Origin of the sequence: Amycolatopsis sp. 505 (assembly GCF_031625235.1) — a bacterium.
In the GTDB taxonomy this organism is placed as follows: Bacteria; Actinomycetota; Actinomycetes; order Mycobacteriales; family Pseudonocardiaceae; genus Amycolatopsis.
In genome coordinates, this window is record NZ_JACKQP010000002.1 from 174,193 (window position 1) to 189,915 (window position 15,723).

The 15,723-nt window shown below is 73.1% G+C and carries 15 protein-coding genes; 6 read left to right on the forward strand and 9 right to left on the reverse strand.

What is annotated here, in order from left to right; genetic code table 11:
• The first annotated feature begins 192 nt into the window (after window positions 1-192).
• Window positions 193-1,533, forward strand: a complete 1,341-nt coding sequence (locus H5965_RS07790) for a serine hydrolase domain-containing protein (RefSeq protein WP_310968672.1) — start codon at window positions 193-195, stop codon at window positions 1,531-1,533.
• Between the two features lie 41 nt (window positions 1,534-1,574).
• Here H5965_RS07790 and H5965_RS07795 read toward each other — a convergent pair whose 3' ends face one another.
• Window positions 1,575-1,892, reverse strand: a complete 318-nt coding sequence (locus tag H5965_RS07795) for a hypothetical protein (RefSeq protein WP_310968673.1) — start codon at window positions 1,890-1,892, stop codon at window positions 1,575-1,577.
• Between the two features lie 202 nt (window positions 1,893-2,094).
• Between H5965_RS07795 and serC the strand changes: the two genes are divergently transcribed.
• Entirely contained in the window at window positions 2,095-3,219 is a 1,125-nt protein-coding gene (gene serC, locus H5965_RS07800) for a phosphoserine transaminase (RefSeq protein WP_310968674.1), read from the forward strand.
• On the opposite strand, the gene H5965_RS07805 is transcribed toward serC, so the two are convergent.
• The 6 genes from H5965_RS07805 to H5965_RS07830 form a co-directional block, all read right to left on the reverse strand.
• Window positions 3,212-4,447: a glycosyltransferase 87 family protein gene (locus H5965_RS07805; RefSeq protein ID WP_310968675.1), complete on the reverse strand. Its 1,236-nt coding sequence runs from the start codon at window positions 4,445-4,447 to the stop codon at window positions 3,212-3,214. The two genes, serC and H5965_RS07805, sit on opposite strands and share 8 nt — an antisense overlap.
• Before the next feature lie 47 nt (window positions 4,448-4,494).
• Window positions 4,495-6,021, reverse strand: a complete 1,527-nt coding sequence (locus tag H5965_RS07810; protein WP_310968676.1) for an amidohydrolase family protein — start codon at window positions 6,019-6,021, stop codon at window positions 4,495-4,497.
• Window positions 6,022-6,657: 636 nt separating this feature from the next.
• Complete coding sequence (locus H5965_RS07815) at window positions 6,658-7,863, reverse strand: ABC transporter permease (RefSeq protein ID WP_310968677.1); 1,206 nt, start codon at window positions 7,861-7,863, stop codon at window positions 6,658-6,660.
• Window positions 7,860-8,546: an ABC transporter ATP-binding protein gene (locus tag H5965_RS07820; protein WP_310968678.1), complete on the reverse strand. Its 687-nt coding sequence runs from the start codon at window positions 8,544-8,546 to the stop codon at window positions 7,860-7,862. The genes H5965_RS07815 and H5965_RS07820 overlap by 4 nt, the downstream gene beginning before the upstream one ends.
• Entirely contained in the window at window positions 8,543-9,637 is a 1,095-nt protein-coding gene (locus H5965_RS07825; protein ID WP_310968679.1) for a peptidoglycan-binding protein, read from the reverse strand. The genes H5965_RS07820 and H5965_RS07825 overlap by 4 nt, the downstream gene beginning before the upstream one ends.
• Complete coding sequence (locus tag H5965_RS07830; RefSeq protein ID WP_310968680.1) at window positions 9,634-10,173, reverse strand: hypothetical protein; 540 nt, start codon at window positions 10,171-10,173, stop codon at window positions 9,634-9,636. The genes H5965_RS07825 and H5965_RS07830 overlap by 4 nt, the downstream gene beginning before the upstream one ends.
• Window positions 10,174-10,283: 110 nt before the next feature.
• On the opposite strand from H5965_RS07830, the gene H5965_RS07835 reads away from it, so the two are divergent.
• The 3 genes from H5965_RS07835 to sepH all read left to right on the forward strand — a co-directional run bounded on the left by H5965_RS07835 (window position 10,284) and on the right by sepH (window position 13,270).
• On the forward strand, window positions 10,284-10,946 hold the full coding sequence (locus H5965_RS07835) for a response regulator transcription factor (RefSeq protein ID WP_086844992.1): 663 nt from the start codon (window positions 10,284-10,286) through the stop codon (window positions 10,944-10,946).
• Window positions 10,943-12,094: an ATP-binding protein gene (locus tag H5965_RS07840; RefSeq protein ID WP_310968681.1), complete on the forward strand. Its 1,152-nt coding sequence runs from the start codon at window positions 10,943-10,945 to the stop codon at window positions 12,092-12,094. The genes H5965_RS07835 and H5965_RS07840 overlap by 4 nt, the downstream gene beginning before the upstream one ends.
• Before the next feature lie 330 nt (window positions 12,095-12,424).
• The gene (gene sepH / locus H5965_RS07845) at window positions 12,425-13,270 is read left to right on the forward strand and encodes a septation protein SepH (protein WP_310968682.1); all 846 of its coding nucleotides are present in this window, start codon (window positions 12,425-12,427) and stop codon (window positions 13,268-13,270) included.
• Here sepH and H5965_RS07850 read toward each other — a convergent pair.
• On the reverse strand, window positions 13,267-13,617 hold the full coding sequence (locus H5965_RS07850; protein ID WP_310968683.1) for an MmcQ/YjbR family DNA-binding protein: 351 nt from the start codon (window positions 13,615-13,617) through the stop codon (window positions 13,267-13,269). The two genes, sepH and H5965_RS07850, sit on opposite strands and share 4 nt — an antisense overlap.
• A gap of 40 nt (window positions 13,618-13,657) precedes the next feature.
• Here H5965_RS07850 and H5965_RS07855 point away from each other — a divergent pair, with 40 nt between their 5' ends.
• Window positions 13,658-15,088 (forward strand): hypothetical protein, encoded by a 1,431-nt coding sequence (locus H5965_RS07855; protein ID WP_310968684.1) that lies wholly within the window; start codon window positions 13,658-13,660, stop codon window positions 15,086-15,088.
• Here H5965_RS07855 and H5965_RS07860 read toward each other — a convergent pair.
• On the reverse strand, window positions 15,085-15,696 hold the full coding sequence (locus tag H5965_RS07860) for a DUF2537 domain-containing protein (RefSeq protein WP_310968685.1): 612 nt from the start codon (window positions 15,694-15,696) through the stop codon (window positions 15,085-15,087). The two genes, H5965_RS07855 and H5965_RS07860, sit on opposite strands and share 4 nt — an antisense overlap.
• Between the last annotated feature and the right edge of the window lie 27 nt (window positions 15,697-15,723).

Sequence of the window (15,723 nt, forward strand, 5' to 3'; positions counted from 1 at the left end):
CGCGTGATCAGGAGGTCGACACGCGTGATTGAGCAGTCGACACGGCCACAGCCGGGGCACCCGCCGTGTCGACCCTCCAATCACGCGTGTCGACCCTTCAATCACGCGTGTCGGCTCTTCGATCACGCGTGTCGACCTCTCCTGCACGGGCCGGGACCTGCTTCGGCCGCCCGAGCGCGGCAGAATGCCCCCATGCTTGCCTCGACCGAACTCGCCCTGCTCCGCCGGATCGCGCACGAGCAGGCCGCCTGCCGGGCTCCGTCGCTGGTCGCCGCCGTGGTGCGGGACGGGGAGATCGTCTGGTCCGGTGGCCGGGGACGCGTCGGCGGCGAGACCCCGGGCACCGACACCCAGTACCGGCTGGGCTCGATCACCAAGACCCTCGTCGCCACCGCCGTCATGCGGCTGCGCGACGAAGGCCTGCTCGACCTCAACGACCCCCTGGAAAAGCACGTCCCGGGCACGCCGTTCGGCGCCGCCACCGTCGCCCAGCTGCTGTCCCACACCTCCGGCCTGACGTCCGAGTCGCCCGGCCTGTGGTGGGAGCGGACCCCGGGCGCCGACTGGGACGCGCTGGTCGGCAGCCTCGCCGAAGGCGCGACCAAGCACCGGCCGGGCGCTCGGTTCCACTACTCGAACGTCGGCTACGGCGTCCTCGGCGAACTCCTCTCCCGGCACCGCGGCAAGAGCTGGCTGTCCGTGCTCGACGAGGAGGTCCTCGGCCCGCTCGGGATGACCCGCACGACCCCGCACCCGGCCGGCGCGCACGCCGAGGGCTTCGCCGTCCACCCCTTCGCCGACGTCCTGCTGCCCGAGCCGAGCCCGGACGCCGGCGCGATGGCCCCGGCCGGGCAGCTGTGGTCGACCGCGCGGGACCTCGGCCGCTGGACGGCGTTCCTCGGCGGCGAGACCGGCGGCGTGCTCGCGCCGGAGACCGTCGACGAGATGCGGACCATGGTCACCGTCGACGACACCGACGTCTGGACGACCGGGTTCGGCCTCGGCCTGATGGTCGTGCGCTACCGCGGCCGCCGGCTGGCCGGCCACACCGGCTCGATGCCCGGCTTCCTGGCCGTGACGCTGGTCGACCCGGCCGCGCAGACCGGCGCGCTGGTGCTCGCCAACTCGACGTCCGGCGTCGGCATCACCCAGCTCTGCCTCGACCTCATCACCATGACCGACGAGCTGGAGCCGCGGCTGCCCGCCGAGTGGCTGCCGTCGCCGGTGGACCCCGGGCTGCTGGCGCTGACCGGGCTCTGGCACTGGGGCCCGACGGCGTACCACCTGCGCATCCAGGGCGACGGGCTGCTGCTGCTCGCGCCGGTGGAGGGCGCCGGGCGCAGCTCCCGCTTCCGCGCCACCGGCAAGGACACCTACGTCGGCCTCGACGGGTACTACGCCGGCGAGACGCTCGAAGTGGGCCGGAACGCCGACGGCGTCGCCACCCACCTCGACCTGGCGACGTTCGTCTTCACCCGCACGCCGTACGACCCGGCCGCCCCGGTGCCGGGCGGCGTCGAGAACTGGCGGTGAGCCGGGCCCCGCTCGCACCCCCAGGGTGGCGAGCGGGACCCTCAGTTCAGGGCGGCGGTGCGCGCCGCGTAGGCGACGGCGGCGGCGAACCGGTTGGCGAGGCGCTTGCCCTCGCCCCAGTCGAAGAGGCCGAACTTCAGGTTCGTCAGGATCGTGAGCGTCGAGCCGCCCGCGGCCGGGGCCACCGACGCGGTGATCTCCTGCCCCCAGCTGAGGAGGCTCATGCCGGTGCGGCAGGACACGAAACCGCGCTGCGCGTCGTAGAACGGGCCTTGTCCGCCGATCGCCGCGACCCCGGCGGGGAGCGCGTTCCACAGCGCTTGCGGCGGCGCCGGGAAACTCTGCTGCACAGTCGTCACGGCCGGGACCCTACCGGCGCCCCGACGGGCCGGTAACCGTGTTTTTACCCCCACCGCGGTGCAGCCCGACGGCGTAACCGTCGCCGTCCGGAAGGCCGCGGCGCGCTCCACCGGCGGCGCGGCCGATCACCCGCCGATTCCACATTCCGGACACCGCCCCACCTCTGTTACCTGCCTTGTCCCGACCTGAGAGACTGGCCACATGACCGACGCTGAGTTGACCATCCCCGCCGACCTCAAGCCGGCCGACGGCCGCTTCGGCTGCGGCCCGTCGAAGGTCCGCGCCGAGCAGCTGAGTGCCCTGGCGGAGTCCGGCTCCACCTACCTCGGCACGTCGCACCGGCAGAAGCCGGTCAAGTCCCTCGTCGGGCGCGTGCGGGCAGGTCTGTCCGAGCTGTTCTCCCTGCCCGAGGGCTACGAAGTCATCCTCGGCAACGGCGGCACCACGGCGTTCTGGGACGCGGCCGCCTTCGGCCTGGTCCGCGAGCGCGCGCAGCACTTCACCTACGGCGAGTTCTCCTCGAAGTTCGCCACCGTGACCAAGGGCGCGCCGTTCCTGGCCGACCCGATCGTCGTCAAGGCCGAGCCGGGCAGCGCCCCGGACATCGCTTACGAAGCCGGTGCCGACCTGGTCGGCTGGGCGCACAACGAGACGTCCACCGGGGTCGCCGTGCCGGTCCGCCGCCCCGAGGGCAGCGAGGGCGCCCTGGTCGCGATCGACGCCACCTCCGGCGCCGGCGGCCTGCCGGTCAAGGCCGAAGACTTCGACGTCTACTACTTCGCGCCGCAGAAGTCGTTCGCCGCGGACGGTGGGCTCTGGATCGCGCTGGCCTCCCCGGCCGCGGTCGAGCGGATCGGCGAGATCGGCGGCGGCGACCGCTGGATCCCCGAGTTCCTGTCGCTGACCACCGCGCTGGACAACTCCCGCAAGGACCAGACGTACAACACCCCGGCCGTGGCCACGCTGTTCCTGCTCGCCGAGCAGATCGAGTGGATGAACGGCCAGGGCGGGCTCGCCTGGACGACCTCGCGCACGAAGGACTCTTCGTCGCGGCTGTACGAGTGGGCTGAGAAGACGAGCTACACGACGCCGTTCGTGAAGGACCCGGACCTGCGCTCGCAGGTGGTCGGCACGGTGGACTTCAGCGACGACGTCGACGCCGCCGCGGTCGCGAAGGTGCTGCGCGCCAACGGGATCGTCGACACCGAGCCGTACCGCAAGCTGGGCCGCAACCAGCTGCGCGTCGGCCTGTTCCCGGCGATCGACCCGGACGACGTCACCAAGCTGACGCAGGCCATCGAGTACGTCGTCGAGCGGCTCAGCTGACCTGAGGTTCCTTGGAGGGGACCTCCGCCGCTTCCGCGGTGGGGGTCCCCTTCTTCGTGGCCAGGCGGCGGGCGCCGAACGCGGCGAGGGCCAGCAGCGCGAAGCCGTACAGCTCGTAGGACTCCGTCGCCAGCCACCAGCCGGCCGACGGCGCCGGCCGCGGGGCGAACCACATCGGGCCGACGATGAACAACGCCAGTCCGGCCACGACGACCGCGGCCGCCAGCCACCGGATCGCCCGGTCGAAGCGCCACGCGTACCAGCCGGCGAGGACGAGGACCGGCACGCACCACGTCCAGTGGTGGGTCCACGAGATCGGCGAAACCAGCAGCCCGCCGAGCGCACACGCGGTGAGCCCGAGCACCGGCTCGGCGGCGCGCACGATGGTCACCGCGACCACGGCCATCACGGCGACGGCGGCGAGCAGCCAGACGGCGTTGCCCGCGGTTTCCGGCAGCCCGATCCGCGTCACCAGGCCCTTGAGCGACTGGTTGCCGACGTAGTCGACACCGCCGATGCGGCCCGCGTCGAAGACCAGCTTCGTCCAGTACGTGAAGGACGCCGACGGCCGGATCAGCCACAGCAGCGCGCCGGCCACCACGAACCCGCCGACCACCCGCGCGGCCGACCGGAAGTCACGGCGGAACAGGAAGTAGACGACGAAGACGGCCGGGGTCAGCTTGATCGCCGCGGCCACGCCGATCAGCAGGCCCTTCGTCCGCTTCCGCTCGCCGGGCAGCAGGACGTCGAGCACCACCAGCACCATGAGCAGCGCGTTGATCTGCCCGAAGCCCAGCGTCGAGCGCACCGGCTCGAGCAGGGCGCCGGCGAGCTGCGCGCCGATGGCGACCAGCGCGGCGACCACCCGGCCGCGGACCTTGGTGGGGTCGGTCAGCGAGCCGTTGAGCGTCGCGACGTAGAGGTAGGCGACCACGCCGGTCGCGAGGATCGACGCGATGCTGACCAGCTTCATCGTGACGGCGAAGGGCAGCAGCGTGCCGGGCCAGAACGCGGCCGCGGCGAAGGGCGTGTAGGTGAACGGCAGCAGGATCTGGTGCGTGGTCGGCACCCAGGCGTCGTACGGCGAGCCCCGCTCGGCCAGCGCCTTGGCGCCGCCGAGGTAGACCTCGAGGTCGAGGCCGTCGAACCGCTTGAGCACGAGCACCAGGACGACGGCGGCGATTTCGAGCACGACGAGCGCCCCGACCAGCTTCCGCCCAGTGAGCACACGTCCCCCTCGAACCAGGTCTTCGACCGGCCGAGATTACCCGGCGCTCAGCAGCAGCCGTGCACCGGCAACCGCACTGACCTGGCGTTCGCCGTCGCGGCCGGCTGGCTCGCGGCGGCTTCGGCGCCGGCGAGCAACCCGCGCAGCGCGGCCCGGTCGAGGACGCGGCCCGCGGTGACGACGGTGTCGATCCGCCGGACCGCACGGATGTCGGCGAGCGGATCGGCGTCGAGCAGCACCAGGTCGGCGACCTTGCCGGGGGTGATCGTCCCGGCCGTGGCCGCCCGGCCGAGGAACGCGGCGGCGTCGCGCGTCACCGTCTGCAGCGCCTTCCGCGGGCCGAGCCCGGCCGCGACCAGGTAGTCGAGCTCGTCGTGCAGGCTGAACCCCGGGTAGACGTACGGGTTCAGGCAGTCGGTGCCGCCCAGCACCCCGACACCGGCGCGGTGCGCCTCCCCGATGAGCTGCAGCTGCGCCTGGAAGTAGGCCTCCTGCTGGGCGATCTGCTGCGGCGTGACCGGGGTGAACAGCGGTAGCCGGTCGGCCCAGAGGTCGAGGATGACCTTCGGGATGTACTTGTTCCGCGGATCGTTCGCGAACGCGCCGGTGGGCCGCGAAATGACGCGGTTGACCGCGAAGGTCGGGCTGAGCCGGCCGCCGGCGGCCTTGAGACCGGCGAAGTGGCGGGCCGCCGTGGCCGGGTCGTAGGCCTGCGCGGCCTGCCGGTCGAGTTCGCGGGCCAGGTTGAAGAAGTCGCGCGGGGACGCGGGGTCGAACGGCGTCGCGTCGAGGCGGGCCAGGAACTCGTCCCGGCGGCTCGAGGTCGCGATCGGCAACCCGAAGTTGTGCTCGAAACTGCGCTGCCCGGCCCGGGCGGCTTCGAGCACGCGAAGCCGGTAGGGCCAGTGCCCAGCGAAGGGCAGGCCGTGGCGCCGGCATTCGTCGGCGATCGCGGCGAACACGTCCCGAGGCAGGTAGAAGTAGACCTTCACGAAGTCCGACCGCTGGGCGACGGCGTCCCGGACCGCGGCCCGCGCTTCCGCAACGGTCCCGACCTGGACGACCGGCGGGCCGAGCAGGGTCACCGGGCCGTCGATGATCCCGCTGGCCAGCACGATCCGCGGGCCGAGCAGCGCACCGGTGTCGAGCTTGTCGCGGGTGGCGCGGTTTTCGTCGTAGCCCTGCATCTCGCGGATGCCGGTGATGCCGTTGGCGAGGAAGAGCGGCGGCGCGATGTCCTCGAATTCGATGCCGTGGGTGTGCATGTCCCAGAGCCCGGGCACGAGGTACCGCCCGCGGCCGTCGACGACCCGCGCGCCCCCGCACGGCGGCACCTCACCGGCCGGACCGACCCAGGCGATCCGGTCCCCGACGAGCACGACGGAGGAGCCCGGCCGCGCGGGACCATCGGTGCCATCGACCACGGTCGCCCCGCTGACGACCACGACCTCACGCCCGGTGGCGACGGCTTCTTGAGCGAAGACGGCGGGAGCCACCCCACTGGCGGCGAGCCCGGCACCAGCTGTCGTCAGCCACCGCAGGAAATCACGCCGATTCGCCTCGACTCGCAGCACGCCGCCCCACCCTTCGATCGGCTCCCGTCCGATAATCCAACACCGGGCGGCGGGGGTGGGGAATCTTCCGACGTGCTGGATTCCGCGTGGAACGTAACCGGCGGGCGGGGTGGTTGTGCATGATCGGGCCCGAGGGCGTGCGGGCGCCGCGGAATTGTCGGTGGGTGCCGGTAGCGTCGAAAACGGGGGGCGCCCCGGCGGGCTGACCTCGGGCAGCGGGTGGCGCCCTTTGGCCGGGTAGGGCCACCGCACCTGGCCGAGCGGGGATCGGCCAGCTCACGGCACCCGCCACCACGCGGGCGGCGGAACCGGGCCGGCCCGGCGAGCCCACCGCGACCGGAGCACATATCGGCGAGCCGGGCCGGCCCCGCCAAACACACCCACCAACACGCGTGCCGGCGAGCCGAGCCGAGCCGGCCAAACGCACCCACCTACGTCGGCGAGCCAAGCCGAGCCGGACCAGCCTCGCCAAACACACCCACCAACACGCGTGTCGACAAGCCGAGCCGGGCCCGCCAAACGCACCCACCTACGTCGGCGAGCCAAGCCGAGCCGGGCCGACCCCGCCAAACACCCACCAACACGCGTGCCGGCGAGCCGGGCCGGCCCCGCAACGCGGAACCGACCCGGCCCACCTCAAGCCAGCGCCCGCGTAGGTGCCAGCCGAGCCGCCCGCACCGCCGGGTACGCTCCCGCCACCGCGCCCACCAGCGCGGCGACCCCGACACCGCCCGCCAGTGCCCCCGTCGGCAGCACCGCGGGCCACCCCTGGCTCAGCGCGTACCCCGCCGTCACCAGCACGCCGGCCAGCACCCCCGCCAGCCCGCCCAGGCCCGACAACAGCACCGATTCCGCCAGGAACTGTCCCCGGATCTGCCGCCTCGTCGCCCCGAGCGCGCGCCGCATGCCGATCTCGCGTCTTCTCTCCAGCACCGAAATCACCATCGTGTTCGCCACCCCGACGCCGCCGACCAGCAGGGCCACGCCGCCGAGGCCGAGGAACAGCGCGCTGTACGTCGTGTCCGTCAGCTTCTGCGCCGCCAGCGCGTCCGATGGCCGGCGGACCTCGACCTGGTTCGGGGCCTGGGGGTTCAGCGTTGCCGCCAAGACCGAACGGACCTCGTCCACCGCGGAGTCCGCCGCGCGGACGTACACAGTGGACGGATGGCCGTCGAACTCCAGGAGCCGCTTAGCGACGTCCCAGCCGACCAGGGCCGACCGCTCGATCTCCGGCGCCAGCGGCATCGGCGCGAGGATGCCCACCACCGTGAACCACTGCGTCCCGATCAGCACCTGCGGCGGCCGTGCCGGGTCGATGTGGTCGATGCCCAGCCGGGCCGCGGCCTGGGACCCGAGCACCGTCACCGGGTAGTTCTGGTCGCCCGTCGCCAGGAACGCGCCGGCGCGCACCTTGCCGTTCAGCACGCCGAGCAGGTCCGGGCGCGCCGCGTACACCGCCAGCCCGGACGTGTCGTCCGGCGCGATCTTGTCGCTGCGGCGGACGCTCGCCGACGTCGTCCCGGTGCCCGCCGCGGCCTGGACCGGGCCGATCCGGCGGGCCATCGCGACCGCGTCGTCCGGCAGGGTCGCGTTGGCTCCGAACAGCGTCTGGCCCGGCCCCGCCGTCAGCAGGTTCGGGCCGAGCGCCGACAGCCGGTCGTGCAACGCCTGCGCCCCCGACGCCGGGATCGCCAGCACCGCCACCATCGCGGCGACGCCGATCGCGATGCCCAGCGCCGACAGCACCGCCCGCACCGGCCGCGTGCGCATGCCGTGCGCCCCCAGCGCGACGACGTCCGGCGGCTTGAGCCGGGCCGGCTCCGGCAACGTCACCAGCGTCATCGCGCACCCACCAGGCCGGTGTCCAGCCGCAGCCGGCCGTCGAGCAGCTCGATGCGGCGCGGCATGCCCGCCGCGATCTCGCGGTCGTGGGTGATCACGACGATCGTGGTGCCCTCCGCCGACAGCTCCCCGAGCAGCGAGAGCACGGACGCGCCGGTGCCGGTGTCGAGGTTGCCGGTCGGTTCGTCGGCCAGCAGGATCGCCGGGTCGTTGACCACCGCCCTGGCGATCGCGACGCGCTGGCGTTCGCCGCCGGAGAGCTCGCCGGGCCGGTGCCACGCCCGGTGTCCCAGCTTGACGCGGTCGAGCGCCGCCAGGGCCCGCGCGCGCCGCCGCCGGCGCGGCACCCCGGCGTAGAGCAGGCCGGTGCCCACGTTGTCCACCGCACTCATCCCTTCGTCGAGGAAGAACTGCTGGAACACGAACCCGATCCAGCGCGAGCGCAGCGCGGAGACCTTGCGGTCGGGCAGCGCGGCGACGTCGTGGCCGCGCAGCTCCACCCGGCCCGCCGACGGCCGGTCGAGCGTGCCCATCAGGTGCAGCAGGGTGGACTTGCCGGATCCGGACGGCCCGACGATCGCCACCATCTCGCCGTCTTCCAGCGCGAGCGAGACGCCGTCGAGCGCGGCGACGCCGCCGGGGTAGGTGCGCGTGACCTCGTGCACGCGCAGCACGGGCGTCACGACGTCGTCACCACCCGCAGGCCCGCGGCCAGGCCGGTGCCGGTGACCTCGACTTTCCCGCCACTGAACAGTCCCGTTTGGACACCGATCAGCCGCCGCCGGCCGTTTTCGTCGACCTCGACCGCGTACCCGCCTTCGGCGAGCGCGAGCAGCGCGCCGACCGGGACCGCGAGCACGCCCCGCCGGACGTCCTTGGTGAACCGGACGGTCGCCGGCGAGGAGTCGAGCGTGCCGGCCGCGGCCGGGTCGTCGAGCCGGACCGTCACGGTGATCTTGGGCTTGCCGTCGTCCTGGCCCGCCTGGTCCTTGCCCTCGACCGCCGTCCGCCCGACGTCGGTGATCGTGCCCGGCGTCGTCTTCCCGTTGATCGTCACGGAGGCCTTCGCGCCCTGCTGGGCGAGGCTCTGCTTCGCCGCGTCGAGCTTCACCTGCACCGACCGGACGGTGCCCGTCGTCTTGAGCACCTCGCCCTGGGCCGGCGAGCCGGGCTTCGCCGCCAGCGCCGACACGCGGACTTCGCCCGCCGCCAGCACGACGTCGCCCTGCCCGAACGTGCCGGTCTGCTCCAGGCCGAGGGACTTCTGCCACTTCTTCAGCGCGGCCGCGGTCGCCGACGTGAACTTCTTGTCCGGCGTGCCGAAGCCGCCGAAGCCGCACGCCTTGAGGTTCTCCTCGAGCTGCTCGACGTCGGCGCCGTCGTCCACGCCCGCGGCGAGGTCGCGGTAGAACGGCAGCGTGCCGTAGAACAGCGGTACCGGCTTCGCGTCCACGCCGTACACCGCTTTGCAGCGGGTCAGGGTGACGCCCGCGTCCGGCAGCGACGTGATCGTGCCCGGCTTGCGGCCCGCGACGACGGATTCGTCGCCGTAGCCGAGGGTGCCGTCGGCCTCCTCTTCCTCGCTCAGGTCGGTCTTGACCACCTCTGCGGTTTCGACAGCGGGCGGTGCGGCCTCCTTGACCGGCGTCGCGCTCGACACGCGCGTCAGGATCACGACCGAGCTGGTGCCCAGGACCACGACGAGGACGGCGCCGGCGATGAACCACCGCGTCCGGCCGCGGCGGCGCGGCTTCAGGTGCGTCACTTCGTTCACTTGCCCGCCCTCGAGCTGATGCTCATGCCGAGCCCGCACGCCTTGGCGGCCTCTTCGAACTTCTTCGGGTCGTCGCCCGGCCCGCCGATCCGCATCCCGCCCTTGCCGCTGGGATCGGGGTCCGGCATGTCGATGCCGTGCTCGCGCATGCACTTGGCGTCCTTGCGCATCTTGTCGAGCTCTTCGGCGCTCGGCGGCTTCATCTCGCCGCCGTTGGGCATCAGGTGCTTGCACGCCTTCTGCGCGGCCTCGAGCTTCGAGGAGTCGACGCCGTCGCCGCCGAGGGTGATCGCCATACCCCCGCCCTCACCCGCGGGCTTCGGGTCGGGCATGTCGATGCCGTGCTCGCGCATGCACTTGGCGAAGTCGCGCATCTTGTCTTCGTCGCTCTTGCCGCTGTTGTCGGCCGCGGTGGGCCCGCCCGTCTTCGGCGGCGTCGAGATCGAGGCGACCTTCGACCCGTCGTCGGGCTTCGCCCCGCAGCCGCCGAGCAGCAGGGCTGTCCCCAGCGCCGCGACGACGATCCGTGTCCGCATGGCTCGCTTCCTTTCGTCCGGTGGGGTCAGGTCTACGGATCGGGGGATTCGGGCGCGCTAAGCGACGTCGCTTATGCGGTCCTTATGGCCTCCCTGCGCAGACTGGGCCGGTGCGGGTGCTGGTGGTGGAGGACGAGCGGTTGCTGGCCGACTCGGTCGCGGAGGGGTTGCGGCGCTTTTCGATGGCCGTCGACGTCTGTTACGACGGCGAGCAGGCGATGGAACGCGTCGGCGTGCACGGCTACGACGTCGTCGTCCTCGACCGCGACCTGCCGAAGGTGCACGGCGACGACGTCTGCGCGGCGGTGGTCCGCGCGGGCGGCGAGGCGCGGGTGCTGATGCTGACCGCGGCCGCCGACGTCACCGACCGGGTCGCCGGCCTCGGCCTCGGCGCCGACGACTACCTGACGAAGCCGTTCGCGTTCGCCGAGCTGGTCGCCCGGGTGCAGGCGCTGTCGCGGCGCGCGCGACCGGCGTTGCCGCCGGTGCTGGAACGCGACGGCGTCGTGCTCGACCTGCCGCGCCACCAGGCCGCGCGCGACGGCCGGTTCCTGCTGCTCTCGCCGAAGGAGTTCGCCGTGCTGGAGGTGCTCATGCGGGCCGAGGGCACGGTGGTCAGCGCCGAGGAACTGCTGGAAAAGGCCTGGGACGAGCACGCGGACCCGTTCACCAACGCGGTGCGCGTCGCGGTGATGACGTTGCGGCGCAAGCTCGGCGACCCGCCGGTGATCGAGACCGTGCCGGGTGCCGGCTACCGGTTCGGCGCGCCGTGAACGGCCTGTCCGTCCGGACGAAGCTGACGGCCTGGTACGGCGGGCTCTTCCTGGTCGCCGGGGTGGTCCTGGTCGTCATCAACTACCTGCTGGTGCGGAGCACGCTGCCGGACCCCACCCGGGCCGCCTTGACGACGGTCGGCTCGGCCGACGTGACCTTCGGCGTCGCGGCCCGCACGGCCATCCCGTCCCCGGGTGCCGCGGTGCAGCTGCTCAGCGGCTCGCTCGACGAATACCGCTCCTCGACGCTGTCGACGCTGCTGGTCGGTTCGGCGATCGCGCTGGTGGCCACGGCCGCGCTGGCGGTGCTGTTCGGCTGGCTGATGGCGGGCCGCGCGCTGCGGCCGCTGCACGACATCACGACGGCCGCGCGCCGCCTGGAGGCCGGCAAGCTCGACCGGCGGATCAACCTCGAAGGGCCGCCGGACGAGCTGAAGGAGCTGGCGGACACCTTCGACGGCATGCTCGACCGGCTCGCGGAGTCGTTCGACAGCCAGAAGCGGTTCGTCGCGAACGCGTCCCACGAGCTCCGAACGCCCCTGGCGGTGCAGCGGACGCTGATCGAGGTGGCGATGGCCGACCCCGACGTCCCGCCGGAGCTGAAGAAGCTCGGCACGCACCTGCTGCACACCAACGAGCGCAGCGAACGGATGATCGAGGGGCTGCTGATCCTGGCCCGCAGCGACCGCGGGCTGCACGCGCGCACGCCGGTGCGCCTCGACGAGGTCGCCGCGTCGGTCGTCCGGGCGACTTCGGCCCAGGCCGAGGCGGCCGGGGTGACGGTGGAGACCCGCCTGCGACCGCGGGTGGTGGCGGGCGACCCGGTGCTGCTCGAGCGGCTGGTGACGAACCTGGTGGTCAACGCGATCACGTACAACGCCCCCGCCGGCTGGGTGTACGTCGAGGTGCGCGGTGATCCGGCCCTGGAGGTGCGGAACTCGGGGCCGGTGGTGCCGCCCGAGGCGGTGCCGACGCTGTTCGAGCCGTTCCGGCGGCTGGGCGGCGCGGAGCGGACGGGCGACACGCGCAACGCGGGGCTCGGGTTGTCGATCGTCCGCTCGGTGGCCCAGGCCCACGGCGGCTACGCCGAAGCCCAGCCCGGCCGGCGTGGCGGGCTCGTGGTGACGGTCCGGCTGCCGCCTTCTTGACGGACCCGCCCCGCCAACCCGGCCCCCGAACGCCGCGAATGACTCATTGGGGACCTCCGACGCCTCGAATGAGTCATTCGCGACACACGCGCCGCCCCGGCCCCTACCCCTGGCCCTGCCGCCGCGCCGCCTTCTTGATCCACTCGATCGTGACTTTGCGTGTCCGGCGTGTCACCCTGTTGCCGCTGACCTGGCTGAGCGAGGATGCGGAGGACACAAAGTGAACAGTGGGCAGTTCGGTGCGGACTCGGCGCGCCTCGCACGTCAAGCCGACGCGCCGTTCTAACGTGGGCACCCACAACGGTGAAGAAGATCGGGGAGGCGAGAACAATGCGGGCGCTGCGAGTGGTCGGACTGCACGAGGACGGCAAGTCCATCGTGCTCGAAGACCCGGCGAGCCGTACTCGTTTCCTGCTCCCGGCTGATGAGCGACTGCGCGCGGCGGCGCGGGGTGACATCACCCGCCTCGGCCAGATCGAAATCGAGTTGGAGAGCCAGATGCGGCCACGCGAGATCCAGCAGCGCATCCGGGCCGGCGAGTCCGTCGAGCAGGTCGCCGCGAGCGCCGGTGTCTCGACGCAGCGCGTCGAGCGCTACGCCTACCCCGTCCTGCTCGAGCGGTCCCGGACCGCCGAGCTGGCGCAGAGCGCCCACCCGGTCCGCGAAGACGGCCCCGACGTGCAGACGCTCGGCGAGGTCGTCGCGCACAGCTTCGGCGTCCGCGGCCACGACTACTCACGCGCCACCTGGGACTCCTGGAAGGGCGACGACGGCCGCTGGGTCGTCGTGCTCAGCTGGAAGGCCGGGCGCTCGGACAACCGCGCGCACTGGGCGTTCTCGCCGGGGGCGCACGGCGGCACGGTGACGGCGCTCGACGAGAACGCCGAGGTCCTGCTGGACCCGAACGCCTACCGCGCGCCGCGCACGGTCCGCGCCCTCGAGCCGGCCCGCGAGACGGAGTTCCAGCCGACGCTGGATTCGGTGGAGCCGGAGCGCGCGCAGCTGCCGTCGGCCGAGCCGGACCCGGACGACGACACCCGCGAGATCCCGCGCGTCCCGGTGGACCCGGACGAGGACGCCGCGGTGCCGGAGCCCCGGCCGAAGGCCAAGAAGAACCACCCGATCGTGCCGTCCTGGGAGGACGTGCTGCTCGGGGTCCGCTCGCAGCGCGGCTAGACCACCCGCGCCGCGAGCGTCTTCGGCGCCACCAGCCGGTAGGCCTCGCGCACGATCCGGTCGACCTCCGCCCAGTCGACGTCGACGTCCAGCCGCACCCCCAGCCACCCGCGGTGGCCGACGTACGGCGGCCGGAAGAACCGCTGCGGCTCGGTGCGCACCAGTTCCTCCTGCACCCCGGGCGGCGCCGGGCACCAGAAGGCGAGCACGTCGTCGTGGTGGTGGTCGGCGAACATCACGAACGTCTTCTTGCCGCGCACGAACCACGTCGGCTCGCCGTGGCTGAGCCGTTCCGTCGTCTCCGGCAGCGCCAGGCACAACCCCCGCAAAACGTCCAGCTGCTCCATCCCGTCAGGCTACGATATCACTGAGGGGGAGGAACCGATCATGCAGCGTGACCAGCAAGCCTGGCTCGTCCGCTTCGGCGAGCTCAGACACCGCGCGTTCAGCGGCGTTCCGGTGGTCGACGTGGTGCCGGCGCAGTGGGGTCTGGACCCGACGGCCGTCCGGCAGGCCGCGCACTCGCGCCGGTACCGGGAAATCGCGCCCGCGCAGCCGGAATCCCTGCGGTTCGAGTTCGCGCCCGGGCTCTTCGCGCCGCCGTTCGACCACGGCCCGGGCACGGACGCCGACCGCCGGCGGCTCGCGAAGCTGCTCGACGGGGAGGACCAGTTCTGGGCCGGTTCGCGCAGGCTGCGCCTCGGCCGCGACGACATCGGCAAGGCCGCGGCGGCCGCCGGGATGACCGTGGTCGCCGAGGTCGCCGACAGCACCGACCGGCTCCTGCTGCTGCGGCGCACCGGGCTGCCCGACGAGGAACTGCGGCCCCGCACGGCGAAGCGCGGGCTCAACCTCGGCCTGATCCAGGGTCTGGCCCTGGTCGTCTGCCTCGCCGGGACGGCCACGGGCGCCTGGTTCGCGACCACGACCGAGCGGACGTGGCCGGTCCTGCTGATCCCGGTCTTCCTGATCGCCGCGGTGGCGGCGCCGTTCCTGATCCGCGCGGTCGCCGGCCGGTCGCCGCGCGTGCCGTGGCTGGACGAGCCGTTCGACGGCAGCCCGCAGGTGCTCGTGTCCCCGCCGCCGTCGTTGTCCGTCGAGCTGCTCGGCGAGGTCGCCTCGCTGCACGGCTACTTCTACGCCGGGCAGTACGGGTACGGCTCAGGCCGCGACATGCTGTTCCGGAAAACCCGTCGTGGCCTGGTTTTCGGCACGCCGGCGCCGTCGGCCGCGCCGTCCTACCGGGTGCCGGCCGGGGCACCGGGCCGGGAACAGTGGCTGCGCAACCACCTCGAAGGCCGCGACGAGCTATGGGTGAGCGTCCGGCACGCACAGCTGTCGCCGGCCCGTGTCGCCGAGATCGCGCACGACGAGGGCCTGCTCCCCGCCGCCGACTTCGTCGACGGCACCGATCGGATCCTCCTGCTGCGCCGCGGGTCGCCGGTCCGCGCGGCGAAGATGCGGATGTCGCAGGCCGGTTACCTCGCCGCACTGGCCTGGGCCGTGGTGTGCCTGGGCGGCGGCATCTTCACGGCCGCGCTGAACGGCGAGGAGCGCCTCGCCCAGATCGGCCTCGCCCTCACCGTGGTGGGAGCGCCCCCGCTGCTGTGGGTGCTCCGGGCCTTCCCCCGCTCCGCGCGCGTCGGCTGGCTCGCGCAGGAATTCGACGGCAGCGTCAGCGTGTCGTTCTTCTCCGGGCAGTTCGGCGTCTCCCCCGAGCTGACCCGGCAGATCGCCGCGTTCCACGGCTATGCCTTCCGCGGCTACGCGGCGACCACCGCGCAGGGCCTCCGCCTGACCTACGCCAGGTTCCGCTAGAAGGCGATCACCAGCACGCCGAACCACGCGATCACGACCCCGCCGGCCGCGCCGTAGGCGGCCCAGCGCAGGATCGGCGTGCGGCGGATCAGCCACAGCGACGGCGCGATCCCGGCCGTCACGATCACCGACGCCCCCAGCGCGACCCAGCCGCTGGTTTCGCGGACCAGCGTCGAGGCGAGCGCCAGCATGGCGACCACGACCACGGCCGCGATGAACGCCGAGACGGTCAGGCCGGTCAGCCAGGGCGTCGGCTCGCCCGGCGGGCCGGGCGGGCCGAGCACCGCGCGGACGAACCGGTAGCCGGGTTCGGTGGGCGGCGCGGGCGGCTCGACGACCGTGTCTTCACCGGTCACCGGATCCACGAACCGCACGGTCGTGCCCATCACCGAAGCGAGCCGGGTGGCCAGCTGGCGGCCGCGTTGCGAAACCACCGCACCCGCCTCCACCCCGGGATCGGCGGTGACCGCGGAAGCCACGCGCGCCCACTCGTGCAGGGCCCGCGCCAGGTCGGCGCCGATCGCGAGCTTGTGCGGGTCCACCTCGCGCGCGTGCTCCCCGCCCGGGCCGGCCAGCACGGCGCGTTCGCCGCGGATCCGCAGCTCCATGGTGCCCCTTCCCGCCTCGGAGACCAG